At 55.3% G+C, this 24,590-nt stretch carries 19 protein-coding genes and 4 pseudogenes; 15 read left to right on the forward strand and 8 right to left on the reverse strand.

The genetic code is table 11. The features are described from left to right. The first annotated feature begins 263 nt into the window (after positions 1–263). Both NAV33_RS04275 and NAV33_RS04280 read left to right on the forward strand, forming a co-directional pair. Positions 264–944 carry a YciC family protein gene (locus tag NAV33_RS04275; RefSeq protein ID WP_255977327.1) on the forward strand — a complete coding sequence of 227 codons (681 nt, stop codon included), beginning with the start codon at positions 264–266 and terminating at the stop codon, positions 942–944. Positions 945–1,010: 66 nt separating this feature from the next. Further along, positions 1,011–1,445 (forward strand): VOC family protein, encoded by a 435-nt coding sequence (locus tag NAV33_RS04280; protein ID WP_255977330.1) that lies wholly within the window; start codon positions 1,011–1,013, stop codon positions 1,443–1,445. A 20-nt stretch (positions 1,446–1,465) separates the two neighbouring features. On the opposite strand, the gene NAV33_RS04285 is transcribed toward NAV33_RS04280, so the two are convergent. Continuing rightward, positions 1,466–2,284: an SDR family oxidoreductase gene (locus NAV33_RS04285; RefSeq protein ID WP_255977334.1), complete on the reverse strand. Its 819-nt coding sequence runs from the start codon at positions 2,282–2,284 to the stop codon at positions 1,466–1,468. Positions 2,285–2,500: 216 nt separating this feature from the next. Here NAV33_RS04285 and NAV33_RS04290 point away from each other — a divergent pair, with 216 nt between their 5' ends. Continuing rightward, the gene (locus NAV33_RS04290) at positions 2,501–3,244 is read left to right on the forward strand and encodes a substrate-binding periplasmic protein (RefSeq protein ID WP_255977336.1); all 744 of its coding nucleotides are present in this window, start codon (positions 2,501–2,503) and stop codon (positions 3,242–3,244) included. Between the two features lie 76 nt (positions 3,245–3,320). Here the strand turns inward: NAV33_RS04290 and hrpB (NAV33_RS04295) are convergent. Then, positions 3,321–5,459: pseudogene (gene hrpB / locus NAV33_RS04295) on the reverse strand (ATP-dependent helicase HrpB); the annotation flags it as partial. 90 nt (positions 5,460–5,549) lie between these two features. Here hrpB (NAV33_RS04295) and NAV33_RS04300 point away from each other — a divergent pair. Genes NAV33_RS04300 through NAV33_RS04315 form a run of 4 tightly spaced genes read left to right on the forward strand, consistent with a single transcriptional unit; the run spans position 5,550 to position 11,993 of the window. Continuing rightward, positions 5,550–7,847: a hypothetical protein gene (locus tag NAV33_RS04300; RefSeq protein WP_255977338.1), complete on the forward strand. Its 2,298-nt coding sequence runs from the start codon at positions 5,550–5,552 to the stop codon at positions 7,845–7,847. Continuing rightward, the gene (locus tag NAV33_RS04305) at positions 7,831–9,936 is read left to right on the forward strand and encodes an integrase (RefSeq protein WP_100549882.1); all 2,106 of its coding nucleotides are present in this window, start codon (positions 7,831–7,833) and stop codon (positions 9,934–9,936) included. Before NAV33_RS04300 ends, NAV33_RS04305 begins: the two co-directional genes overlap by 17 nt. Further along, the gene (locus NAV33_RS04310; protein ID WP_100549883.1) at positions 9,933–10,556 is read left to right on the forward strand and encodes a hypothetical protein; all 624 of its coding nucleotides are present in this window, start codon (positions 9,933–9,935) and stop codon (positions 10,554–10,556) included. Before NAV33_RS04305 ends, NAV33_RS04310 begins: the two co-directional genes overlap by 4 nt. 3 nt (positions 10,557–10,559) lie before the next feature. Next, the gene (locus NAV33_RS04315; protein WP_100549884.1) at positions 10,560–11,993 is read left to right on the forward strand and encodes a tyrosine-type recombinase/integrase; all 1,434 of its coding nucleotides are present in this window, start codon (positions 10,560–10,562) and stop codon (positions 11,991–11,993) included. 207 nt (positions 11,994–12,200) lie between these two features. On the opposite strand, the pseudogene NAV33_RS21445 reads toward NAV33_RS04315, so the two are convergent. Next, positions 12,201–12,888: pseudogene (locus NAV33_RS21445) on the reverse strand (ATP-dependent helicase C-terminal domain-containing protein); the annotation flags it as partial. A gap of 86 nt (positions 12,889–12,974) precedes the next feature. Here NAV33_RS21445 and NAV33_RS04325 point away from each other — a divergent pair. Further along, positions 12,975–13,130, forward strand: a complete 156-nt coding sequence (locus tag NAV33_RS04325; RefSeq protein WP_177429592.1) for a hypothetical protein — start codon at positions 12,975–12,977, stop codon at positions 13,128–13,130. 57 nt (positions 13,131–13,187) lie between these two features. Here the strand turns inward: NAV33_RS04325 and hrpB (NAV33_RS04330) are convergent, their stop codons facing one another. The 3 genes from hrpB (NAV33_RS04330) to NAV33_RS04340 all read right to left on the reverse strand — a co-directional run bounded on the left by hrpB (NAV33_RS04330) (position 13,188) and on the right by NAV33_RS04340 (position 16,910). After that, the gene (gene hrpB, locus NAV33_RS04330; protein WP_255977343.1) at positions 13,188–15,710 is read right to left on the reverse strand and encodes an ATP-dependent helicase HrpB; all 2,523 of its coding nucleotides are present in this window, start codon (positions 15,708–15,710) and stop codon (positions 13,188–13,190) included. Between the two features lie 158 nt (positions 15,711–15,868). Further along, on the reverse strand, positions 15,869–16,453 hold the full coding sequence (locus tag NAV33_RS04335) for a DUF6088 family protein (RefSeq protein ID WP_036998750.1): 585 nt from the start codon (positions 16,451–16,453) through the stop codon (positions 15,869–15,871). Positions 16,454–16,619: 166 nt separating this feature from the next. Further along, the gene (locus NAV33_RS04340; RefSeq protein WP_003298996.1) at positions 16,620–16,910 is read right to left on the reverse strand and encodes a helix-turn-helix domain-containing protein; all 291 of its coding nucleotides are present in this window, start codon (positions 16,908–16,910) and stop codon (positions 16,620–16,622) included. A 104-nt stretch (positions 16,911–17,014) separates the two neighbouring features. Between NAV33_RS04340 and NAV33_RS04345 the strand changes: the two genes are divergently transcribed. From NAV33_RS04345 to NAV33_RS04360, 4 genes are all read left to right on the forward strand, one after another. Further along, positions 17,015–17,461 (forward strand): hypothetical protein, encoded by a 447-nt coding sequence (locus tag NAV33_RS04345; RefSeq protein WP_003298997.1) that lies wholly within the window; start codon positions 17,015–17,017, stop codon positions 17,459–17,461. Between the two features lie 181 nt (positions 17,462–17,642). Further along, positions 17,643–18,101, forward strand: a complete 459-nt coding sequence (locus NAV33_RS04350) for an antitoxin Xre-like helix-turn-helix domain-containing protein (protein ID WP_226930359.1) — start codon at positions 17,643–17,645, stop codon at positions 18,099–18,101. Positions 18,102–18,229: 128 nt separating this feature from the next. Continuing rightward, the gene (locus tag NAV33_RS04355) at positions 18,230–18,463 is read left to right on the forward strand and encodes a hypothetical protein (protein WP_255977346.1); all 234 of its coding nucleotides are present in this window, start codon (positions 18,230–18,232) and stop codon (positions 18,461–18,463) included. A gap of 340 nt (positions 18,464–18,803) precedes the next feature. Beyond that, positions 18,804–19,085: a hypothetical protein gene (locus tag NAV33_RS04360; protein ID WP_003298752.1), complete on the forward strand. Its 282-nt coding sequence runs from the start codon at positions 18,804–18,806 to the stop codon at positions 19,083–19,085. Positions 19,086–19,606: 521 nt separating this feature from the next. Here the strand turns inward: NAV33_RS04360 and NAV33_RS04365 are convergent. After that, a pseudogene (locus tag NAV33_RS04365) lies at positions 19,607–19,763 on the reverse strand (DUF4113 domain-containing protein); the annotation flags it as partial. Between the two features lie 339 nt (positions 19,764–20,102). Between NAV33_RS04365 and tcmP the strand changes: the two are divergent. Then, a pseudogene (tcmP, locus tag NAV33_RS04370) lies at positions 20,103–20,816 on the forward strand (three-Cys-motif partner protein TcmP); the annotation flags it as partial. Positions 20,817–20,881: 65 nt separating this feature from the next. Here the strand turns inward: tcmP and NAV33_RS04375 are convergent. After that, positions 20,882–21,562, reverse strand: a complete 681-nt coding sequence (locus tag NAV33_RS04375; protein ID WP_046164454.1) for a heavy metal response regulator transcription factor — start codon at positions 21,560–21,562, stop codon at positions 20,882–20,884. A gap of 412 nt (positions 21,563–21,974) precedes the next feature. On the opposite strand from NAV33_RS04375, the gene NAV33_RS21455 reads away from it, so the two are divergent. Together NAV33_RS21455 and NAV33_RS04380 are read left to right on the forward strand one after the other, a co-directional pair. Then, positions 21,975–22,184: a co-regulatory protein PtrA N-terminal domain-containing protein gene (locus tag NAV33_RS21455; protein ID WP_046164453.1), complete on the forward strand. Its 210-nt coding sequence runs from the start codon at positions 21,975–21,977 to the stop codon at positions 22,182–22,184. Positions 22,185–22,726: 542 nt separating this feature from the next. Further along, a complete protein-coding gene (locus NAV33_RS04380) occupies positions 22,727–24,580 on the forward strand; it encodes a copper resistance system multicopper oxidase (protein ID WP_200598892.1) in 1,854 nt (617 codons plus the stop codon). Positions 24,581–24,590 lie beyond the last annotated feature (10 nt).

Here is a 24,590-nt window from a genome sequence, read left to right on the forward strand (position 1 = left end):
GCAGCGGCCTGAACGATTGGGAGGTCGGCCAGTATGGACGGCAAAATCGTTGCTGTCGTCGGTACCCTGCAGTTGCAGCCTATGGGCAAAATGGCTATGTGTCCGCCCTGCATCTGACCGAGTCACGATCACGTGCGCTTATGGAAAAAGAGCACGACTCAAACCTATAGAGAGCATCTTGAGACGCGGCATAGCCCAGCGCAGTCGCTATCGACGACCTGCTAAAGTGCGCGCCTTGATTTTCCGAGATTGTTTCGACTGCAATGAATGTCCTATCGATCCTCCGCGACGCCTGGTTCTTCTATTCCCGCAATCTAGCTTCCATCGCACGCCTCTGCCTGCCGCTGATCGCGCTGGAGAGTTGCACCAGGCTGATTGTCGAGCACTGGTTCGGCAAGGGTGCGTTGCCGGCGCAGGAGTTGCTGGTCGGCATGATCTTTTATCCGCTGTACATCGGCGCGTTGATTCTGTTTCTCGACGCACGTAGCCGCGGCCATGCGCCCCCGCTGCGCGAGGTGCTGGCTCGTGCGCTGCCGCTCTGGCCGTCCTTGGCGGTGCTGGCCGGGCTGGGCACGCTGCTGATCATGCTTGGTGCTTCGCTGTTCGTGCTGCCTGGGCTCTGGATCATGGTCAAGATCGCCTTTGCCGAGTATCTCCTGGTGCTGCGCGGCTTGAACCCGCTGGCCGCGCTGAAAGAGAGTTTCCTGCAGACTCGCGGGCATTTTCTGCTGCTGCTCGGCTGCATCCTCGCCGTGCTGCTGCCGCTATGGATTCTCGAAGCCTGGCTTGCCGCACATTTCTGGGCCGGCGAGACGCCGCCCGGATTGCTTGCCGTGCTGGTCGATAGCGCCGTCGGGCTGGTGCAACTGCTGGCGACGGTGGTGCTGTTCCGCTGCTTCATGCTGTGCAGCGGGCCAGCCGTCAGCCTTGAGGAAAAAAACTAGCGACCAGACGGCAAGCGGCAATCTACCGAGCTAGGCTTGGCTGTCCACGCCTCAGAGGACCCCGCCATGGCCGAACAGAATCCCAGCATCCTTTCCCACGTCTCCCTCGGCAGCAACCGCTTCGAGCAGGCCTGCGCCTTCTATGACGAGGCGCTCGCAACGCTTGGCTGCAAACGCATCCTGGCCCATCCAGGCGCGGTAGCCTGGGGCCGCGAATATCCGGAGTTCTGGGTGCAAACGCCCATAGACGGCCAGCCGGCCAATGTCGGCAACGGTACGCATATCGGCTTCTTCGCCCCGGACAAGGCATCCGTCGATGCATTCCATCGTGCCGCGCTGGCCGCGGGCGCAACCGACGAAGGCGCCCCTGGACCGAGAGAGGAATACGGTGCGCCCTATTACGGCTGCTTCCTGCGCGACCTCGACGGTCACAAGATCGAAGCGGCGTATTGGGATATGGAGCTGGTCCAGCAGCTGTACGGCGACGCCACGACGAGTTAACTGGCGCCTTGTGAGACCTTCTAACCGGCCAGACGTGGCAGCAGCAGGTGTTCGAACACCCTTGGAAAACAGCGCGCCACCAGCCGTGCGCGCCAGTCGAGGTTCGACATCACTAACAGACGACGACGCTTCAGCGCGCCTTGGTAGATGGCCTCGGCAACATCCTGCGGCGCCGCCACACGGCCCATGGTCAGCGCCGGCTGCGGCGCAGTGGAGCCGTCGCCGACCAGCACGTTCTTGCGCAGACCAGTGGCGGTGTAGCCCGGACAAACCAGCATCACATTCACACCGGTATCCGTCAGCTCGCTACGCAGCGTTTCGAACAGGCCATGCAGTGCATGTTTGCTGGCGTTGTAAGCGCCGCGATCGGGTACCGGTGCGTATTGCGAAAGCGAGCTGAGCACGATGATCTGCCCACGACGCGCCAGCAGGCTTGGTAGTGCGGCCTGGGTGCAATGCAGGGCGCCGTAGAAATTCACCGCCATGATCCGCTCGAACACCGCCAAGTGGGTGTCGGCGACACGGCTGCGGTGTGTGATGCCCGCATTGTTGACCAGCACGTCGATACCGCCGAAGCGCTCGACCACCAGCGCCACCGCCTGCTGAACGGCGATCACGTCTGATACATCGCAGCGCAGTCCCAGTGCGTCGGCGTTGTGGTGGTCGGCCAGATGCTGCACCAAGCCATCGAGTGCGTTCTGATCGAGATCGAAGATCACCAGCCGCGCGCCAGCCTGGGCCATCCGCTCGGCCAGGGCGCGGCCGATCCCCGCGCAGCCGCCTGTGATCAGTACGACCTTGCGATCGAACACCTTGCTGGCGAATACCTTGCGATACATAAACCACTCCATCCGGGGCTGAACAGGGCGCTAGAGCTGGGTGCCCTCATACTTCAGCATAGTCAGCCTGGCGATGCCCCGCCCCGCCTGCTGGCAATCACCCGGCTCGGTGTGCAGCGGAATTGACTAACGGGACTAGCCAAACAGGCCACTAGACAGCGCAGCACCTGCCAACCATGCTTGGTTGGCGCAAATCACAAGGGGCAGCGAATTACCTTGAAGCCTTTACTCTGCATATTGTTCGCACTCTTTCTGTGGGGGCCTTGCTTCGCGGCATCCGAGCCTGGAACCCCGCGAACCCTAACCGTCGGTTATTACGATTTTCCGCCGGCCATCTACAGCGATGCGCAAGGCCGACCGCAGGGGCCGCTGGTTGACCTCGTCCACCGTGTGTTTACCCAGTCCGGTTATCGAGCGCGGTTCCGCGCGCTGCCGAGTGCGCGCCTGTATGCGGCGTTGAAGGAAGGCACCATCGATCTCTGGCCGGGTGCGCCGGGCAAACCTGAGCTCGCTGCCGACACGCTCGTGGGTCAGGAAACGCTCGCGCAGATCAGCCTCAATCTTTATCACCGGCCCGACACTCCACCGCCCCAAGTGCCGAAAAGCCTCGCCAAGCGTGGCGTCATCGTCATCAATGGCTATAACTACTGGCCCGCCGTGAACCAGATGCTGCACGACCCGCAGCTGGATATTCGCCTGCACCGCACCAGCAGCCATGCCTCCGCGCTGGAGATGCTGCGGCACCGACGCGCTAACTATCTGCTCGACTACCAGATTCCGGTGAACCAGGCGCTGCAGCGCCTCGGTATGCAGACGCTACCGCACGTGGAGATCCACAAGATGCCGATTCGCTTCATCGTGTCGCGTCGGTTGACCGACAGCCAGGCCGTCATCGACGCGCTGGATCGCGCCTACGCCGAAATGGCCGCGGCTGGCGAAGACCTGAGTTTGCCGGAATGATCCAGCGGGAAGCGGGTAAGCATGAATGACCGCTGGGAAGCGGCAAGCTTTTCGCTTCTAGCTTCAAGATTCTTTTTTATGTCCCGCGCGGCTTGGCTCGCGCGGTAGGCTCGGCGACCAGCGGATCGTCCGGCCAATAATGTTTGGGGTAGCGACCCTTGAGGTTTTTCTTCACTTCGACGTAGGTATTGGCCCAGAAGCTGGCCAGATCCTGAGTCACCTGCACTGGTCGGCGCGCCGGCGACAACAGGTGCAGCTTGACCGCTTGGCGCCCGCCGGCGATGCGTGGCGTGTCGCCCAGCCCGAACAGCTCTTGTAGCCGCACCGCCAGTACCGGTGGCGACTCGCTGTAATCGAGCCGCACCCGCGAACCGGAAGGCACGGCGATGGCGACCGGCGCCAGCTCGTCGAGACGCTGCGACAACGGCCAAGGCAACAGGCTGGCGAGCATGCTTCGCAGGTCCAACTGAGCGAAGTGAGCCAGCCGCGAAACCTTGCCCAGGTACGGCAGCAGCCAATCCTCCAGCCGCGCCAGCAGCGCGGCGTCGCTGACGTCGGGCCACTCGCTGGCGCCGCTGGTATCCAGATCGATCTGCCGGAGCAAGGCAATGCGCGCCTGCCACTGGCGCAGTTCCGGCGTCCACGGCAGCAGCTCCAGCCCCTTACGGCGGACCAGCCCGAGCAGGGCGCGGCCTCGCGCTTCGTCATCCAGCCCAGGCAAGGGCTCACGGCTGAGCACCAGCTCGCCAACCCGCCGCTGCCGCTCGGCACGCAGCACACCCTCGCGCTCGTCCCATTCCAGCTCGTCGCGTTGGCTGACCTGCTCGGCCAGCACGTCTTCGAACAATTTCGGATCCAGCGCCGCGGCGCGGTAGATGCGTTCCTCGCGCTGGCCCTGGCGACTGCCCAGCTCAGCAATCACCAGCCAGGGCTCCTTCATCAGCGCATCCGGTTCGCCGAATACCGCTGCCCGACCGTTGGCCAGGCGATATTCGCCACCGCCCTCACGGCGCTGCCGAGCGATCCGGTCGGGATAGGCGAACGCAAGCAGCGCGCCGTGCCAGCGATGATCGGTGGGATCGGCCGACGCCGCCCCCGATGCGCCACGTAGCAGGCCACGAAACTGCCGGGCGAGCTGGCGCACCCGCTGCGCACCGGCATGCCGTCCCGCGCTGCCGTCGAGCAGCCCGAGACGCGTAGAGATGTCCGTACCGCCGCCGCGCTGGATGTCACGCTCGACCAGCAATGCGGAGAGGTCGGCCGCCAGCTGTGCGAGACCCAGCGCCTGTCCGCGCAACAGCAAATGGGCGATGCGCGGATGCGCTGGCAGCTCGGCCATGGCCTGGCCGTGGGCAGTCAATTGCCAACTGCCGCGAGCGTTACGGCTGAGCGCGCCCAGGCGCTGAAGCAGGTCCTGCGCCTGCGCATAAGCGGCAGCCGGCGGCGCATCCAGCCAGGCAAGTTCATCCGGCTCGACGCCCCAACGCGCCAGCTGCAGCGCCACCCCGGCCAGATCGGCCTGCAGAATCTCCGCTTCGCCATAGACGGCCAGCTGCGCATGCTGATCCTCCGACCACAGCCGGTAACACGCACCCGGTTCCAGGCGTCCGGCACGGCCGGCACGCTGTGTCGCCGAAGCGCGGGAGATGCGTCGAGTTTCCAGGCGGGTCATACCGCTGCCGGGATCAAAACGCGGCACGCGCGCCAATCCGGCATCGACCACCACCCGCACGCCTTCTATGGTCAGGCTGGTTTCGGCGATGTTGGTCGCCAGCACAACCTTGCGCTTGCCGACAGGCGCCGGTTCGATAGCCGCACGCTGGGTGGCCAGCTCCAGTTCGCCATGCAAGGGGCACAGCATTACCTCGCTTCGATCCGCCAGTTGCTCGGCCAGGGCGTCGTTCACGCGGCGGATTTCGGCCTGGCCGGGCAGGAAGACCAGCACGCTGCCGGTTTCTTCATCCAGCGCCTGCAGGACCGTTTGCACCACTCTCGGCTCGATGCGCTCGCCTGGCTGGAACGGCCGCCCCCAACGTTGGACGACGGGATACATGCGCCCTTCGCTGCGCACCACAGGCGCATCATCGAGCAGGCTGGATAGCCGTGCGCCTTCCAGCGTGGCGGACATCAGCAGAAGCTTGAGCGGCTCATCGCGCAGTAACACGCGGGCGTTGAGCGTCAGCGCCAGGGCCAGATCGGCATCCAGACTGCGCTCAAGCACTTTGCCACTTGCCAGATGTTGTCAAACTCTTCCAGTATCCTTCTATTCCGGGCATTTCATGGAAATAATCTCAAGGATAAATCTTTGACAGTCATCAAACATATGCAGTCGTTGGTGAACTATCGCTTTAGCGTCATACCTCCAGATGTCGTGGACCTCATGCAGCGTTGCGCCGCGATCAACGCTGCGGAAAAAGCTAATCACCTCGTGAAGGTCTTCGAAGCCTACTGCCAAGTCACCGGCACCGTGATCACTTATCTGTCTCTCTCCTCCCCATCATTTCTTAATGTCATGAAAGGCTTTCTCGGATCGTTAGCCGACCAATCTCTGCTCGTCCTAAACGGTACGAGCAGACAGCGCTACGCCAGGGGATTCGTCATGCTGTTGGATGAAATGCGTAAGGAGATCCCACTTTTGCCCTCCTTATCTCGAATGGAGGTTTATCCCCGTTACAACCAGCACGTTTGGGAGCAGGAAAAGCAGCACCTCGACGCAAAGTCAGTTCGCTACTGGAATGGCTGGCCTGTTCAAGGCCGCAAAGAAGCAATCAGCTTCATTCCGATCAACCTAATCTGGAACTCCCACGGCGAGGAGTTTGCCGAAGAGATTTATAAGAACTATCGCCAGAATGCGCAAAAACATCTTGCACCTGCGCACTCTGACTTCAATTTGTTTTTGCTCTTTCTCTCACAAAATGCTGAGCGCTGGCCCAGTACCAGTTTCCAGCACCCTATGCAGATCAAGAATCTCTTCATCGATTACTTACTCTTCAACTTCAAGCAAGCACTGGAAGTAGGTACTGACATCGCAAATCGGACGCGTTCCTATGCGAAGTTCATCCATACTATAGATGAGGCGTTCATCCAATCGGGAATTTGGACCCGGCCATTCGCTGGTGAGTTACCGCGCCCGACTTCCGCCTCTACGCCTGGCTCCCATACCAATCTCAGAACGACAGCTGATGGCACCATTGTTAAAGACAAGCTCATAACTTCCGTACCGCTGCAGCTAACCGACTCCGAAGCAATAGAAATAATATTTAAAAGAATCCTAGAAGATAACCAGATAGTAGTGAAATGGGCTGAAAAACGACTCTTTAGCATCCGCAAGAAACAAATCAATCGAGATCAACTTTCGCTCACAGGGACACCAATCACAAAAATAAGCCGACGACTTGCAAGCATCAATGAAGTCGGAGAGAACAACTTATGTGCAACATTCAAAAAATTTGGGCTAGCTTATCTTAGAGAGCATGCAAACAAGATTCTTTGGCAAACAACGAAAGATGATGCAGCCAAATTATTTGCCCTCCCCAAACCCAGCGACTTCTTCGCCCTGCAGTTGCTACTCACTTACCATCATCCCTGCTTGACAGAAAGCTTCTTCGATAACCTCGAGCTCTACGACAAACGGGGAAATCTTTCTGGATTCCTGAAGACAGACAGCGGCTATCAACTTATTGGATACAAAGATCGCAAAGGAGGCAAATTGAGTGAGCAAAAAATCGACCTTACTCCTCGGCAGGCCGTATGGGTTCGCCGAGTAATTTCACTAACTGAACCCCTTCGGGAAGAACTTCGCAATGCAGACGATAATGCATGGCGGTATTTATTTATTCACTGCCAGCGAGCCATCTGTTATCCAAAAAAGCCGAAGATATTCAAGATCAAGCCATGCATGATAGATCGTCACCAGCAGATAATTGACGAATTTTCAACTATTTCTGGCCGAGACGAAAACACCATCCGAGAGTTTATTTCACGTGTTTCGGTGACATCGCTGCGAGCATCCAGTGGAGTTGAAGTTTACCTAAAGACTAACAGCGTAGAAACTATGGCTAAGGCTATCGGGCATACTGGATATAACTCTTCTTTGCTGAGTAGTTACCTACCGGAACCTATCCTTGCATTTTTCCAGACCCGATGGATTCGAATTTTCCAGCGCGGCATTATTTGCGAAGCCATGAAGGACAGCCCTCGCTTACTAGAAGTCGCAAGATTCCAAAACATGGAGGAACTTCATGAGTTCCTAAAACACCATGCTCTACGAGAAATTCCAGATCATATCCGGAACCCCGAGCACATGAAAATGGCGGATTCAAAACAGCGGGACATCCAGCATATTGACCAGGCTGATCGTGTACTTATCTCGATCGACAGCGGAGTGCTTACTGCCCTCCTTTCATTAAAAGAAGCCGTTTGCAGCGCTAGCACCCCGTCCAAACTGTGCTCTAAAGCTATTTACTGGTCGAATTTCACCGACTTGGTAGTACGAGAGATTGAAGATGGCTACAACAGTGACCTTCAAGATCACCTACACATCGCGCGAAAGCACGTCAGCGCTTCACACATGGAGAATCTGATCTATGCATCTACCCCCTGAACTCGATTTTCTTTCGCCTTTTCTAATCAAGGCTAAAGAAGAATATCGATCGGCCTGTTGGCTTCTCAGCGACTTCGATGATCCAGTGTGGAGGATTAGCTTTGAATTCAAAACATATAAAGAGCTTGACTGGAGGGTAGTATTGGATGACGGAAGCACTCTTACGGAATCCAGACACAAACAACTGCTCGACAGCTTCAAGTATTACTTGACGTCTTGCACACGCATTTCTTCCAGTTTTCTTGCAGAAGCGAAAGGTCAGCGACAGCAGCACAAGCGCTTTCGCGCTGCATGTCATATCATTGACTTACTGCTCATAAATAGCAAACGCTACAAGCTATCCTCTCATGGACTTGGCGGGCTTACGAGTGGTAACTTAATTGAAATTCTAGAGACGATAGCATCAACCCCACATACTACAGAGTCAATATACAATTGGACTAATCGAGCACGCGAATACTGCCTTGATTTAGTTAAACGCACCGATTCCAACGAGATCTCAATCGTACTGAAGAGCCTTCCAGAAATTGGATTGATCACTAATGAGCAATTGGACGATGACATACTAGGAATATCTTATGACCTAATTCCTCAGGTACGGGCGGCTCTATACTTAAGAAATTTCTATCACAACCAAGTTCCCTATGGCAAACAGCCGAATACCTTTTTGCTCGCCCAGGATATTTACCATGATACCCTACGAGGCAAGAGCCTCGCCAAGCCCGTTCACCCAATCCTCTGCTTCAACAGTGACACCAGTACTTTTAAAAAGGAATACCGAAGTGCGCCCGTAAAAAGTGGGCAGCATGAGAGAATGATAGACAATACCTACTATTTCTATCGTTCAACTTTATACAGCCTTGGGTTGTTACATGAAATCCCGCTTCCAAGCCCTCCCCTAGAGGCCCTAATTGAGGCTGAACGCTATATGCCTGATTTGTCGACCCTGGGTAGGTTTCGCACTGTTCCGTCCGACATCGTATTCAAGGCTGTACGTCAAGCGATAGAGTTCCACCTCGATCACGGACAAGAAATCACTAAAGCTTTCTGTCGAGTTGCACTCGAGTGCCGCAAGCGCAACATATCTCCAAGCTCTCTTACGCATGAAGAGGTACAATATCTAGTTGGTCAAAAACTGGCATCTCTGGGAGTAAATAGACTATGTCTTTCGACTCGTGTGCGTGGTTCAGCCAAGTCCAAAACTCGCTCCAACGTGAAGGGTAAAAAAAACGAGTATTTCGAAAACCTAAGACGCAATTCTGGTCTATATGAACTCATAATGGTTTACATCGGGTGCATACAGTTGACTATTGGCGTGCTTATGGCCCGACGCGCTAGCGAGTTGTATGAATTAAAAGCAGCCGATTGCCTTGACGAAACTGAGACGTGGCTCATGTTTAAAAACGCAAAGAGCACTCGCCACCTCTTCGGTCATCGTCGCAGGCAAGCGCGCCCCATCGAACCCATAGCCGTAGACATGGTAAAGACTCTCATTAGGATGCAGAAGGTTCTGCAACGGATAGGTTACATCCGTAAGCTTAAAACCCTTTTCGCCGTTCCTACTGTAACAGGCGCACCGAATCTCACGGAATCGTCCGTTACCGTGTACAACCGCAACCTCGACATGTTCTGTGACTATTTCGAAACACCTCTAAACGCAGCTGGTGAGCGATACTATTTCCGCCAGCACCAAATGCGTCGTTTTTTTGCAATGTTGTTCTTTTACTGCGGCAGTTTCGCCAAACTCGACACGCTGCAATGGATGCTGGGACATGCGGATCCAAAGCATGTCTACCATTACATTACCGAATCAACCGACGGATCCGTGTTAGCCAGTGCCAAGGCACACTATGTAGCCGAACAACTGCATATGGGCAATGTTGAGAATTACCTCGCCCTCGCCGAATTACTCAAGAAACGGCACGGGACAGAAGACTTCAATCTGATAGATACCCATGATCTAGAAGACCAGATTCAAGACTTGCTAGTTGAGGGCTGGGTGGAAATCGAGCCGGAATTCTTCACGGATCACCAGGGCCACAAGTTCAAGGTAGTGGCCCGCCTGATTTTAACTGAGGAAACAGCATGAGCAGGGCGTCGCGAGCAAGCCTAGTGGCTGCCGGCGTCAAGGCGCTTCATGTTCTGCTTGTGCAGATCATTCAACGGCCAGTGCAATTCAGTAAGGATGCCGATCTCCACCTCGCCCTAAAAAGCCAAGGAAGTCTCGCAAAACTCGAGCGATCTATAGCGAGCGAGAAAGACGAGCCACTAATAACTTACCCTATGAGCTTGAACAGCCTGAAGACACATGCTAATGAAAACCTAGTTGGTGGCTTCAAAGCACTAAATGATCTACGCCTCAAAGCTCTCGAGGCGCTTGAATTTGCGGAGAAACGGCAGCAACACGCCAATAAACGAAGCAAGTCAGGGTTAACAAGAAAGGTCGAGCAGCTGGAACAGGAACTGGAGATGCAGCGGCAGACGAATGTGATATTGCTTCGCGCACTATCCGAGTCAATGACTCAGCTCACCAACATACGCGACGCAGCGGACGACAAGATCCGAGCAAAGCGGACCCACGATGCCCTCCACACTTTACGGGCCATATTGAGCATGGGCATGCCACCGTTCAATCAAGTAGAAAATTATTCCGAAGCTCACGCTCCGATAGCGGACGTTGCCAATATCTCGGACTACCGCAAAGGCTAGCGCATGAATAGTCGATTAACCCGTAAGCTTTACAGCCTCTTGGGCGAATTCAAGACATTCAGCCACTTTTCGGTCGACCGCTTGAGTACCCGTGATGCCACTAACATGCCGTTTATGATCTGGCCAAACGGTTCGCCCTGTTTAATTGGCAACCTGTATATGCAATCCCTGTTGAGTCGCAAGGGACGTGGAAAGCAAGGGCTATCGCGAAAGGGACAGAAAGGCGGATCAATGGGAGAGTACGCCTCAAAATTGAGTCAACTGCTACGAAAGTGCTATCGAGATAGTCTCGACCCCATCACCCTGCAAGATGGAAAGTTTACTGATTACATTGATGAGATTCGAAAGGAGACCTCGAGTTTCAATCCGGCGGTAACAAAGAAATCGGAGACCTCAGTAGTTGCCACGGGAAAAGTTTGGCTAGATTTTCTAGGCTTCGTTGGCCGGTTATATGGCATTCCTAACTTTGTTTCTCCTGAAGGGTCAATACGGGCCAGGGAGGAAAAGTATGTCGCCGCGTCCCGAAATGGGAGAAATATCTATCGGACTTACTTGACGCATCACTCGTTCGGAGAGTCGCACAGAGAACACCGCAGAAACCCGATCACGAAAGAGCAGATTCAGCAACTGAAAGCCGCCATCCGGAAGGATAAGAGCCCTGCGTTTGTGAAGGTAAGACGTGCCTGCATGATTGAACTTTTCAGCGATACAGGTGGAAGGCGCACCGAAGTTGCAAACCTTAAGGTGGATGATGTACTGAGAGCATTGGAAATGGAACATCCCGTACTACGCCTGGACACGCTCAAACAGGCCGAGGGAGCCGAGCGCTACGTTCCCGTCTTTTCTACTGCGCTAAAAAAACTCAAACAGTACATAGAAGTGGAGCGACGCAAAATCATGCGCACTGTGTACAAAGGCGTAAAGGATCATGGGTATTTCTTCGTCTCTGCGACAACGGGTCGCCCGCTCACAAGCGGCGCAATATCAAACGAGATCAATCATCTGCGCAAAGTAGCCGGCATCGAGTCCCAAGTCTGCGCGCACATGTTCCGTCATGCCTTCATCACCAATCTCTTCATTCGCTTCATCAAACGCCACCAACTCACCAATGAAGACGACTTCCGGCGTGCGCTACTTGATAGCCAGACATTCCTGGCTGAGGTAATCAGTTGGACAGGTCATCTCACATCACAATCGGCCGAGTACTACATCAACTTGGCCTTCCGCGATTTGGCTGGATACACGGAAACAGTAAGTTCAGTTCACCTGGTCATGGCGATGGACAAGTACTTCTCAGAGGAGAACGAATTGCTCGCCCTCCTTGAAGAAGGTATGCCGGTCACCGAGTACATTCAGCGACTCAAAGTGCTGCAGAAGATGGCGAATAAGGACTTTGAGATTGCTCGCCAGCGGGAGTCTTCACTCACTCGCACATGAGGGGCGGGCCGTGGGATCTACGCCAGTTCTGTCATGCACGGTTGCGCTTTTCGTAAGGTCTAATCGGAGCGTTGAAGGATGGTATAAATTTCTAGAATCGCACGCAGCCTAGCATGAGCCAGTTGTTCTATTTCTAATCTTTTGCTTGCAGTACCCAACAAAGTAACTTACTTTTTTAATTCACCAGCATTAACATTAAGGCAATACCTATGGCTTTCTCGGCTTAGCTCTTGCAGTAGCCTCGGCCACAAGTGGATCCTCAGGCCAGTAATGCTTGGGGTACCTACCTCGTAAATCTTTCTTCACTTCCGCGTAGGTATTGCGCCAGAAGCTCGCCAGGTCCTGGGTGACCTGCACAGCAGGTGCAGCTTGACGCCTGGCGACCGTTGGCGATGCGCGGGGTATCGGCCAGGCCGAACAGCTCCTGCAGGCGCACGGCGAGTACCGGCATCTCGTCGCTGTAGTCCAGGCGGATACGGGAACCGGACGGCACTTCCAGCGTACGCGGCGCCAGTTCGGCCAGCGGCCCCTCGAACAGCGCCGGGTCGAGGTCGGCGGCGAGGTAGATGCGCTCCTCGCGCTGGCCCTGGCGACTGCCGAGGTCGGCGATCACCAGCCAGGGCTGTTTCATCAACGCATCCGGCTCGCCAAAGGTCGCCGCGCTGCCGTTGGCCAGGCGGTAATCGGCACCGCCCGCGCGGCGTTGCTGGGCGATGCGGTCCGGGTAGGCGAAGGCCAGCAGGCAGCCGAGCCAGCGCGGGTAATCCGGATCGGCCACCGGCTCGCTGGCCGGGCCGCGCAGCTAGGAGCGGAACTGCCGCGCCAGCTGGCGGGCGCGCTGCACGCCGCCACGAGCGCCGCGCGCGGCCTTGTCGTCACCGGCCAACAGGGCCAGGGGGTTGTCCTGACTCTGTAGAGCGCTACATTCACCTAGCCTTCGAGAAGGTATCGAACTATCACACTACGGTTTCCTCGGTTTACATGATCAAGGCGATTGAAGTCTTTGACCAAAGCCAAGAGAAACTTCTGAACGACTTGAAGGCAGGAATGCCTGTTGCCGAGTACGCAACAAAGCTTGCAAAGCTCAAGAAGTTTCGTAATGAAGACTTTGAAATTGCCAAGGCACGCGCCACGTAAACTTGGTCGCTTCTTATCTCGATCTCTAGATTTTTCTTGGCTTCGCTCGGGCGGCAGTCATTGCTTTCTAGGCTTACTCCTAGCGGTTGGTTCTGCTTCCATAGGGTTATCAGGCCACCAGTGTTTGGGGTATCGACCCTTTAGATCTTTCTTTACTTCAATGTAAGTGTTGGCCCAAAAGCTGGCGAGATCTTGAGTAACCTGTACGGGTCTGCGGGCTGGAGACAGTAGATGCAGTAGCACCCCCTGACGGCCTCCTGCTACACGTGGAGTGTCAGCCAGGCCAAACAGCTCCTGTAGCCTCACAGCAAGCACGGGTGGGTGTTCTGAGTAATCAATCGCAATGCGCGAGCCAGAAGGCACCTGCAGCGCTTTGGGGGCAAGTTCATCGAGGCGTGCAGGTAACGGCCAAGGCAGTAAACCAAAAAGGATGCTTCGGAGATCCAAGTCGGCGAAATGACTGAGTCGGCTGACTTTATCCAGATACGGTCCCAGCCACTCTTCAAGTGAGCTCAGGAGTGCGGTATCTGACAGATCAGGCCACTCACTTTCACCCTTTTGCTCGAGATCCAGACCACGAAGAAGAGACACTCGTGCCTGCCACTGACGAAGATCCGGTGTCCACGGTAGCAGCTCCATGCCCTTGCGACGTACGAGGCCGACCAAGGCCTTAAAACGAGCCTCTTCATCAAGCCCAGGAATGGCCGCTCGACTCAGTACCAGCTCACCCACACGCTGCTGACGCTCGGCTTTCAATACACCTTCGCGTTCATCCCACTCGAGTTCATCACGCTGGCTTACCTGCTCGGCAAGCAGAGTGTCGAATAGCTGGGGATCAAGTGCTGCGGCAATGTAGATGCGCTCCTCTCTCTGACCTTGTCTGCTCCCAAGATCTGCAATGACTAGCCAAGGTTCTTTCATCAGTGCGTCAGGCTCGCCAAACTGAGCGGCACGACCATTTGCCAATCGGTACTCAGCTCCACCATCGCGTCGCTGACGAGCAACTCGGTCGGGATAAGCGAAGGCCAAGAGCCCCCCTTGCCACCGTGGATGATCAGGGTCTGCCACAGGCTCAGATACCGGGCCGCGTAGATATCCCCTGAACTGTCTCGCTAGCTGACGGGTTCGTTGAACAGCCCCTCGACTAGCGCGTGAGGACGCTTCATTACCCAATACACTAATACGATCATGAAGGTCGGCGCCGGTACCGCGGAGGATATCCTTTTCTCCAAGCAGCGCCGCGATGTCACAGGCGAGGTTACCAAGTCCGAATGCCTGGCCACGGAGCAACAGATGCGCGATTCGAGGATGTGCAGGTAACTCAGCCATAGCTTGGCCATGGGCAGTAATAACACCACGCTCATCTAATGCTCCTAGCCGGATGAGCAGGTCACGAGCTTGCGCATAAGCTGCTACAGGAGGCGAATCTAACCAAGCCAAATCGTCAGGCTGCACGCCCCATCGTGCTAGCTGCAGCGCGAGTCCAGATAGGTCTGCCTGCAAAATTTCGGCAGCGTCGTATGCAGCAAGCTGGTCATGTTGCGATTCCGACCAGAGTCGATAGCAAACACCTGGTTCGAGGCGTCCTGCGCGGCCAGCACGTTGCGTAGCTGCCGCTCGAGAAACACGTTGCGTATCCAGGCGAGTCATACCACTGACAGGGTCAAAGCGCGGCACGCGGGCCAGTCCAGCGTCCACTACGACGCGAACGCCGTCGATGGTTAAGCTTGTTTCGGCTATGTTGGTGGCAAGCACCACTTTGCGTTTGCCTTGTGGCGCGGGTTCGATAGCAGCTCGCTGGGACGATAGGTCAAGTTCGCCATGGAGCGGACAAAGCATAATGTTCTCTTGGCCCTTCAGTTGATCTTTCAACTGCTCGTTAACCCGGCGTATTTCAGCCTGACCGGGAAGGAATACAAGGATGCTCCCGCTTTGTTCAGATAGGGCCTGCAGGCAGATCTGAATCACGCGTGGCTCGACGAACTCACCGAGTTGATAAGGTCTCCCCCAATACGTGGTGACCGGGAACATACGACCGTCGCTCGTCACTATTGGAGCGTCGTTCAGGAGCTTAGAAAGGCGATCCCCCTCAAGCGTTGCAGACATGAGAAGGATCTTAAGAGGTTGGCTTTCGTCCCTCAGAAGCTCACGGCCGTTAAGGCAAAGTGCTAAGGCTAAATCTGCGTCGAGCGTACGAAGATGGTATTCATCGAAGATGACAACCCCAACACCGTCGAGGGCAGGATCCTCTTGTAAACGACGGGACAGGATGCCCTCGGTGACGACTTCAACTCGGGTTTTCGGACCGACTTTGCTTTCCAAGCGAATCCGGTACCCGATGGTTTCACCTACTCTCTCACCCAATTCGCTAGCTAGACGCTCAGCCGCAGCTCGAGCAGCAAGACGCCTCGGCTCGAGCATCAAGATGGTTTGGGTTCCAAGCCATGCCTCATTCAATAGAGCGAGGGGAACTCGGGTTGTCTTACCCGCTCCTGGAGGAGCTTCAAGGACAGCTTCATTTCGCTCTGCCAATGCTGAGCGAAGGGCAGGCAGAGCAACGTCGATAGGGAGAAAGCTCATACGAATTTTACAGTACACAAGGAGGACTGACAGAGATGATCACGCATATCAGAGCGAATGGCTCCTTTCTTGTGAAAAGTGCTGGAAGGTCTGATCGCCACACACATCATCACCATCGAGGCCGAGTGATCGAGTACGCAAGTCGCATCCACGTACGCTCACACAAGGCTCAATGTCGACCGCATCCATGCCGGCATCTTGCAGGCCCGGAGCTTCATCAGCTCTTCGCCGCTCAGCGCTCTAACAATCTTGGAAACCACATTAGCGGACAGCCCTTCTTTCCCGATGTAGTAGAGAGCAGTAAGCGCCACACCTACCGTCGTGCCGGCGTGCTGCAAGCGATCCTTGGATACGTGGCGGAGGCGAACCACCGCATTGCCAACCTTGATCTCGCGAGTAGATCCGCTGGTGTAAAAGGTCGGCAACACCTGCATCTGTGTGCTGAGGCCCAACCTCCGAACAGCCTCCGCGCCGTGTATCTGGATCGTCTCGCCGCTCGCCTTCGTGATGACCTCCATGACAGCCAGCGGACTCGGGCGCACCACCCTGCCGGTGTACTTGCTCATTTTGGGGCGCATGTAGACACCGCGAGCTACTCGCTCCAGCGTGCCTGATTGCACCAGCCTAGAAAGCGCTTTATCAATCGACGCACGGGAACCGATCTGCGCGAACACCGCGCCGGCAAAGGGCCTCCCCTTTGGCATGTGCTTGACTCGATTTAAAATAGCTTGTGCGACGGACATATGAGCCCCAAAAAGTCAGAATCCACATATTTTCTGACGCCCACAAAAACTATAAGCCCTGCCAAAAACGGGACCTCCAGGCCAGCCACAGGGCACAGAGGGACAGCAAGGTCAACACTCACTGTGCGGCCACGGAACCGGTCCCTCACACAGCCTCGCTGAGTAATCAGTCAGGTTCGACTAGAGCTCTCAACTCCTCACCAACCTTCTCCAGGAGCTGCTCAAAACTTTCAGGAGCTTCGGATCCAAGCAAGTAGGTCAGGGCCAAGAGGGTGACCGGATGAGTGTCGAGCACCGTGCAGAGGCTATCGAGCTTTTCGAGAGTCGGGCTCGTTGCCCCGCGCTCCAGCATGCTGACGAAGGTACGGCTGCTAACGAGCGAGAAATCTTCCTGCGCCAGCCCCCTACGGTGCCGCACGAATCTCAACGCTTTCCCGAACGAATCCCGGACTTCCATTTTGCTGCTCCGCAAAATGGAAAGATGAAGCGCGATTGAACAATATATGACTACAAAATATATTGTGCACCAATCAAACACAATTCTCATTAGGTGATTGCCGCGTGTTCAAGACCAGCCGAAATGCGGAGCTGCTCCCCGGGCTCTCAACAGCGCCAGATGGCGTCCAGTTCTGGTCATATGTCGAGCTAGAGGTGACCTGGCTCTGGTTCTATTTGCAGATCGTTGAGGACGATGGAAACGAGGCCTTTCGAAGCATGCTAATGGTCCCGTCGGTTCCATTGCTGGAACAGGTCATAGCTGCGCAGACTGAGCACGCCTGGCTGGAGCAGGCGTATCTTGTGAATCCAGGGCACATGAACAAGGCTGGTCGTTGGATGATGGAGCCATTGCTGGAGATTAGCTCCATTCGAGACGCTCAAGGTAATGTGCTTGGGCATCAGTACAGAGTGGAAGGCGATCGCACGTACTCAACCTCAGCGAGTCAGCCTCTCGATACTCGGATGAGTACCCACGTGATCTTCTCTGCGGCATTGCATCTGCGAGGCTAGGTGCGTATTTCGGCCCATCGTGACCGGCCTTTTCGCTAACGCATGACCACTCATTTCGCTAACAACGTGACCAATTTCCAGCCTACTTCGAAACAGGCGGTCACGGTTTAGCGAAATACTTCCCCCCGTTGCGCATGACCTGACTCGACCGCCATGTTGCGTAGATACAGGAGCTACCACCATGCATGCAGCATCCAAAACCCTTGCATTCTCAAAGGATCAGGGCAGCGTGATTCTCCGAACGGCACTGAGAATCCTAGAGAAATGGAAGTCTACTACTGAGCAGGTGTGCAGTATTCTTCGTGTCTCGCGCAGCAGCATTTCCCATGCTCAGCAGGGCAAGGGCGTGGAACTCGACTTCGATCAACTGGAGCGGGCCAGCATCGTATTGAACTGCCACGCCAGCTTGCGACTGGTCTTTGATAACCCTGAGAACGTCTACGGTTTTGCGGGCAAGGAAAACCACAACGATTTCTTTAATGGCCGTAAACCGTTGGAAATCATGGCGCAGGGCGACCTCATGTCCCTGTTCGAGACTTACAAGGGGATTGACGCCCTTTGTAGGGCTGGTGAGCTTAACCAAGAGGGGATAGGTCGAATGCAAACGGTGGTCAGCAACAAAGCAAGTGCTGATCAGTGAAAGAGGAACCCCGCCGCGTCAGGATAGTTGTCGTGTGAGCGTGTCATGCTGCCTTTGATGATTGCGGCAGTACCGCCTCCCGTTCCGGATTGGCGCAGCAAAAGACTTGATTCGAATTCGGAGGAAACATGGGTATTTCGTATTACCGTGCATGTTTGGAGACCCGGCAATATGTCTGGGTTGGCAGGCTTGAGCCACAGGGGGCGGTGCCGGTGGCGGACGCCGGAGGCTCCATCGCCATGTTCGCGCTGGAGAATCGGAACAAACCGTTGATCGTCGTGAGCGAAAGCCATCCGATCCTCGAAGAGGGAATGGAGTGGTCGCCGCCGGCAACGCAAGAAACGTGCAGGGGACAACCTTGACAAACCAAAGCCAACCGCATCTCCAGACACTCGTCGCATTTCCAATCATGGCACAGGTCGTCGATGGACAGCTTGAAGTGTTGGCGCTGATGGGAAATTGACCCAGTCGGATTGCTGATTTCTGCATCTGCAACTGTCGATAAGTTTATCAGCGCAGTTGCTTTTGAATCCTCCCTTCGATAGCCCAGTTCAGTTGTCGAAGACCTGCCACATCCACCGCTGGCATGGTGCACCAGACCATGCTTGAGCTGACGCAGCGGCGCTTGCAAATTGGCAAAAGGCACTCCGTTGTGCAGTGCCCCCCCGCCGCCCTCTTTAATACGAACACGAGAACTGCCCGATGACAGAGCCCCATAAAGACACCATTTGCGATGTATGCGCTACCAGTACGAGGGTGCCGGGATACGGCGAGCAGTTCGGGACGCTCCAGGCGCTCTGGGGCTATGGCGCAGGGCATGATGGCGAGCGCTATCGAGTCAATCTATGCGAAAGTTGCTTTTTCGCGGCGCTAGCGTTTTTGAAGCAGGAGCGCCGCACGCAGAATCTGTTCAGCGATGAGCAGCCCTGCGAGGAACGCCCATTCGGACTAGTCGCCTGTGATGACTACTTTGGTGATTCGTAGCCATATCGCAGAGATGAGGTTGTTGGCTCGCCAGCATCGAACTCAGGCCATGTCAGCACCACTCCTCGCTACAATGGCGTCACCCGCAATCGCTCTAGGGATCTCGCTTGACTGACGCAAAACTCATTGAAGCCGAGATGCGGCGCGCACTTGGCCTAGACCCCGCTCCTTCGAAATCGAAGCAGCCAATACCCAAACAGCACTCCACCTTCACACTCGTTGAATTGAGCGTGCGCAAGAACGGTGGCTCGCCATTCCGCTTCGAGCACAGCTCCCGCTCCATCAGTACACTCGCTGCCCAACTCGAGGCCGAGAAAGCGGCTCGAGAGAAAGGGTATGAAGTCTGGGTCGTGTTGGATATCAGGCAGGTTTCATCATAGAACTGAAACAGTCGCCAGTCAGGCCAATCTCGCTGACTGCTCTGGGGCAATGAACGCCTGAATCAACTAGAGCGAATCAATTCGCACTCGGGCAGCTCTTGGCTTATACCTGTTTCTTCCAGGGTAGGCTGCCTCAAGCGCTTACGTTACCGTCCATAACTGATCAATCCGCGTCGTATTGCTCGGGCTCATCATCTCCCGCCGCATGCCCTCAGTCCGGTTTCACCGGCACCCCTGCAGATCGCATGGTTCCCCGTCCCCATCGCGCATTGATCGCATCCATCACGCCCATCACCCGCTCGGCAGTCACTGGCGGTGTAGCGACGCACGGGTCGTCCAGAGACAGGGTGACCTCGATGTGATCCTCGGCCGGCGAGGGGAAGCCAGAGGCGATCGGACTCAGGAACAGGGGCAGCCGCTGGATGGACGCGCGCAGCGGGCCGAGCGGTGTCAAACTCATGATGACGGCTTCAAAAATACTGTATCTGTTGCTGCCGATGCATTTTTGACCCACATGCCGGTATTTCATTGCCCCAGTTTCGAACGCTGAACTCGCTGTTGCATTTCAACTTTTAAGACTGCTGGGTTGGGTCTGCATAGCGTCGGCACCCGGGTCAAAAAATCATCGGCGGAAACAGTTACGTATCTAGCCGACCGCCAAGCGAACCGGAAAGCCATTGCAAATATCGGCTTGGATCAGCATGTGCCATGGGACATGCTTAAACAGCTGAAGGCCCATCAGCCGCGAAACTGGCAATACCTGATCCAACGCCATCTGTCCGAGGGGATCAAGCAGGAAAGCGGTGCCCAGTACATGACCGTCTTCTTCATTCGTCCGGCCGGCAGCAACCCGATGGCCTATTGGTTTATCCATCTGGCGAACAACTACCGCGCTAATGATGTGATGAAGAAGATCCACTGGAAATACGGCAACAACTTTTCCCATATGCTGTCGCCTTCCAGCTTTTTTGGTTACGACGCCAATCGGGATATCGCCGTGACAGGTCAGCACGATTTGCTGCTGGATGAGCACCACTTCGACGATGCCACGGATGACCGCATCCGTGGCGAGCTTTCAGAGCTCTTGCCTAAGCAGGTCTACGAGGTTGAACGGCAACCTTTTCTGGGCCTGATGAGTGGATTGACCAATTACACCATGGCTGACGAGCTTCGTGTAAAGCAGGCGCTCGGTATGGCTGTCGCGACCGGTGATCTGCTGGCGATCGGCAAAGATGGCAAAACTAAGCGCCGCAAGGGCACAAGCATCAAATCTACTGACATTTTGATAGCGCCCCCGCAGCGACCCATCTTCTTCCTGCCGCCACTGAATAAGTATAACTCAGAAGGCTAGGCTCGGCCCGGGACAGACCAGGTAGAGTAGTTGGCCCATCGAGAGAAGATAGCTGCTATTACACTCTAGGCGTCTGGCGCGTCGATCAAATAGCCCATCCCACGAGCTGTTTGTATGAGCTTCGGCTCGAATTCATCATCAATTTTCGCTCTCAGCCGCCGTACCGCCACCTCGATCACATTGGTGTCGCTATCGAAGTTCATGTCCCATACCTGGGAGGCAATGAGCGATTTGGACAGGACTTCCCCGCGACGCCTAAGCAATAGCTCAAGAAGTGCGAATTCCTTGGCGGTTAGGTCTATGCGTTTCCCCGAGCGCGTAACCCGACGTCTCAGCAGATCCATCTCAAGGTCGAGGAGCTTGAGTATCGTTTGGTTGGGAGCATGGTTGCCGCGGCGAAGCAACGTACGGATCCTGGCGAGCAATTCGGAGAATGCAAACGGCTTGATAAGATAATCATCAGCGCCCAGCTCCAACCCCTTTACGCGATCCTGTACCCCATCTCTGGCGGTGAGGAAAAGCACGGGGACCTCATTACCGGCCGCGCGGACTTTCTGTAAAACCTGCCACCCATCCAAACCAGGCATCATCACATCTAAGATGAGCAGGTCGTATGCCGCATTAAGCGCATGCTGAGCAGCATCGGTCCCATTCAGAACCCGATCGACAGTGAAGCCCGCCTCAGTGAGCCCCTGCTGTAGGTAGGTGCCCGTTTTCGGCTCATCTTCAGCAACAAGAAGCTTCATTGAAAGTACTCCGCCTGCATTGAGATCACAGTGTGCCGACTCTCAGATCTTGCAGCCAGTACCTTACAGAAACGTAATGCCCGCATCATCTGTCTGACAGCTTGTAGCGCTAACGTCTACATCAGCAGTTGCTCCCACACTCTGCTTTTTGGCCTTTTCCATGCTCCTTTGGCCTATCGGCGCCTAGATGGCGCCTTTTTTTTGCCGGCAGGAAACAAGGCCTATTGTCAGAACGAAAAGCGCATACACGCTTTCGCTTTCGCTAACTGCTTGCCTGCATTACTGACGAAACCGTAATGTCTAGATCAGGGATCTGACAGGAACGCTCGGTTAGCTTAGACACAAGCCCTAGCCCAAGACTCTGCTTAGAGCGGTGCTGGGTAGTTCATGTCTTTCAACGAGGTAACAAGCGATGAAACTTTTCAGATTTCTTTCCGTACTGCTCGCCATCGCGGCAAGCTCTACCTATGCGATGGCAGAGGGTGGTGGTGATCGTACCTTTGCTCGTCTGGAGCAGGCTCGCCAGCTAGCGATCGCTAGTTATCAGGCTGACAAGAAGGACCAATCTCAGGAGGTAGTCTCAAAGGCAGCTTCAACGAAGCACGCTCACGCTAACTGCTAATGCGAAGCCTTATGCAAATTTAACCATGCGGCTCTGGTAACTATGGCAGCTTCTACGAACGTTGTAGCTGCCATGGTGTTGCCACTTGCAGCCTCAGTTGGAATAACTAGCGAAGTCGTATTAGCCGCTCACATTTTTAAGCGGCATCGCCAACTATGCGACATAAATTGGAAACAATAGAAGCGTGGTCGAAATATAGTGATTGGAAGGCAGCCGCTATTAGATTTCTGATGTTCGACTTTCAATGAGCATCATTGCAGCCACATCCTTCAAATAAATCAAAAGTTCCGTCCCAAGGTAAAGCTATTGCGCAGCCTCCATACAGAAATCGACGTGGTCAGGTGATTTCTTGATCGCTTTTGATGCGTTTTAAGCTTACAAAAATGTAATCACGCATCTTTCTCAGGCATGCCATATTTACGAATAAAGGCGAGTCGCTTGATAAGACACCGTGCCCGAGCTTTTAAGATCAATTAACGCTGGCAACATCAACCCTCAGGGCTGGTTTCGGCTTGGCTCCTTAGCTTGATTGGAACGTACACATGCAACGTAAAACCTCTAGGCGAACCTTTGTTAAAGGCTTGACTGCCGCAGGCCTCCTTGGCGGTCTTGGTTTGTGGAGAGCTCCGGTCTGGGCAGTGAGTAGCCCCGGCCAGCCCAGCGTACTAACCGGCACGGAGTTCGATCTACTGATTGGGGAGACGCCGGTCAACATCACCGGCGCGGCTCGGACGGCAATGACCATCAACGGCACTATTCCAGGACCGCTTCTTCGTTGGCGTGAAGGGGATACGGTCACGCTGCGGGTCAGGAATAAGCTGAGCGAAGATACATCCATTCACTGGCACGGCATGATCCTGCCGGCCAACATGGATGGCGTGCCTGGACTGAGCTTCCACGGCATCGCTCCCGATGGCATGTATGTCTACAAGTTTCAGGTTAAACAGAACGGTACCTATTGGTACCACAGTCATTCAGGCCTACAAGAGCAGCTTGGTGTCTATGGTCCGTTGGTCATCGATGCGAAGGATCCCGAACCGTTCAGCTATGACCGCGACTATGTGGTGATGTTGACTGATTGGTCCGATGAGGATCCTGCTCGAATCCTTTCTAAGCTCAAGAAGCAGTCCGATTATTACAACTTCCATAAGCGCACTGTCGGAGACTTCATTAACGATGTGAGCGAAGACGGGTGGGCCGCAACGATTGCAAATCGGAAGATGTGGGCTCAGATGAAGATGAGCCCCACCGACCTCGCCGACGTAAGTGGCTACACCTATACCTACTTAATGAACGGCCAAGCACCCGACGGGAACTGGACCGGTATCTTTAAGCCCGGCGAGAAGCTTCGTCTGCGGTTCATCAACGGCTCGGCCATGAGCTATTTCGATGTCCGCATTCCAGGGCTGAAGATGACTGTAGTCGCAGCCGACGGCCAATACGTCAACCCCGTTAGCGTCGACGAATTCCGCATTGCCGTGGCAGAGACCTACGATGTGATTGTCGAGCCTGCAACCGAGCAGGCTTACACGATCTTCGCCCAATCGATGGACCGCACAGGGTACGCCCGTGGCACGCTAGCGGTTGCCGAAGGGCTGAGCGCTCCTGTTCCAGAAACCGATCCTCGACCGCTAATCACCATGGACGATATGGGGATGGATCACGGCAGTATGGGCGGTATGGCGGGCATGGACCATGGCGGCGGCATGCAGGGCGACATGGGTGCGATGGACCATAGCAACATGTCCGGTATGAACCACGGTGACATGCAGGGAATGGGCGGCATGGGCGCAATGTCCGGAATGGATCACAGCAAAATGGCTGGGATGTCAGGGATGGACCACTCTGGGATGGCGGGTATGAGCGGAGGTATGCAATCGCACCCGCCCTCAGAGTCCAATAACCCACTGGTGGATATGCAGACCATGAGCCCGACTCATAGGCTAAACGATCCCGGTATTGGCTTACGAGACAACGGCCGCCGAGTCCTGACCTATGGCGACTTGAGCAGCACTTTCCCGGATCCGGACGGCCGCGAGCCAAGTCGGACGATCGAACTCCATCTCACCGGCCACATGGAGAAGTTCTCCTGGTCATTTGACGGCATAGAGTTCTCTGATTCGGAGCCCCTGCGGCTCAAATATGGCGAGCGAGTACGCATCACGTTGGTTAACGACACCATGATGACCCATCCGATTCATCTGCATGGTATGTGGAGCGATCTTGAAGATGAGAACGGAAACTTCATGGTTCGCAAGCACACGATCGACATGCCTCCAGGTTCAAAGCGCAGCTACCGCGTGACAGCTGATGCACTCGGGCGTTGGGCTTATCACTGTCACCTACTGCTTCACATGGAAATGGGCATGTTTCGTGAAGTCCGAGTGGATGAGTAAGAGGAACTTT

The sequence above is a fragment of the Stutzerimonas stutzeri genome (assembly GCF_024448715.1).
In the GTDB taxonomy this organism is placed as follows: domain Bacteria; phylum Pseudomonadota; class Gammaproteobacteria; order Pseudomonadales; family Pseudomonadaceae; genus Stutzerimonas; species Stutzerimonas stutzeri_AR.

What these genes read in the sequence shown, in the direction of transcription:
- NAV33_RS04375 (WP_046164454.1), bottom strand. Translation starts at nt 21,562, where the DNA reads ATGAAGCTTCTTGTTGCTGAAGATGAGCCGAAAACGGGCACCTACCTA.
- NAV33_RS04275 (WP_255977327.1), top strand. Translation starts at nt 264, where the DNA reads ATGAATGTCCTATCGATCCTCCGCGACGCCTGGTTCTTCTATTCCCGC.
- NAV33_RS04350 (WP_226930359.1), top strand. Translation starts at nt 17,643, where the DNA reads ATGCATGCAGCATCCAAAACCCTTGCATTCTCAAAGGATCAGGGCAGC.
- NAV33_RS04360 (WP_003298752.1), top strand. Translation starts at nt 18,804, where the DNA reads ATGACAGAGCCCCATAAAGACACCATTTGCGATGTATGCGCTACCAGT.
- NAV33_RS04280 (WP_255977330.1), top strand. Translation starts at nt 1,011, where the DNA reads ATGGCCGAACAGAATCCCAGCATCCTTTCCCACGTCTCCCTCGGCAGC.
- NAV33_RS04340 (WP_003298996.1), bottom strand. Translation starts at nt 16,910, where the DNA reads ATGGAAGTCCGGGATTCGTTCGGGAAAGCGTTGAGATTCGTGCGGCAC.
- NAV33_RS04310 (WP_100549883.1), top strand. Translation starts at nt 9,933, where the DNA reads ATGAGCAGGGCGTCGCGAGCAAGCCTAGTGGCTGCCGGCGTCAAGGCG.
- NAV33_RS04355 (WP_255977346.1), top strand. Translation starts at nt 18,230, where the DNA reads ATGGGTATTTCGTATTACCGTGCATGTTTGGAGACCCGGCAATATGTC.
- NAV33_RS21455 (WP_046164453.1), top strand. Translation starts at nt 21,975, where the DNA reads ATGAAACTTTTCAGATTTCTTTCCGTACTGCTCGCCATCGCGGCAAGC.
- NAV33_RS04305 (WP_100549882.1), top strand. Translation starts at nt 7,831, where the DNA reads ATGCATCTACCCCCTGAACTCGATTTTCTTTCGCCTTTTCTAATCAAG.
- NAV33_RS04285 (WP_255977334.1), bottom strand. Translation starts at nt 2,284, where the DNA reads ATGTATCGCAAGGTATTCGCCAGCAAGGTGTTCGATCGCAAGGTCGTA.
- NAV33_RS04315 (WP_100549884.1), top strand. Translation starts at nt 10,560, where the DNA reads ATGAATAGTCGATTAACCCGTAAGCTTTACAGCCTCTTGGGCGAATTC.
- NAV33_RS04325 (WP_177429592.1), top strand. Translation starts at nt 12,975, where the DNA reads ATGATCAAGGCGATTGAAGTCTTTGACCAAAGCCAAGAGAAACTTCTG.
- hrpB (WP_255977343.1), bottom strand. Translation starts at nt 15,710, where the DNA reads ATGAGCTTTCTCCCTATCGACGTTGCTCTGCCTGCCCTTCGCTCAGCA.
- NAV33_RS04380 (WP_200598892.1), top strand. Translation starts at nt 22,727, where the DNA reads ATGCAACGTAAAACCTCTAGGCGAACCTTTGTTAAAGGCTTGACTGCC.
- NAV33_RS04335 (WP_036998750.1), bottom strand. Translation starts at nt 16,453, where the DNA reads ATGTCCGTCGCACAAGCTATTTTAAATCGAGTCAAGCACATGCCAAAG.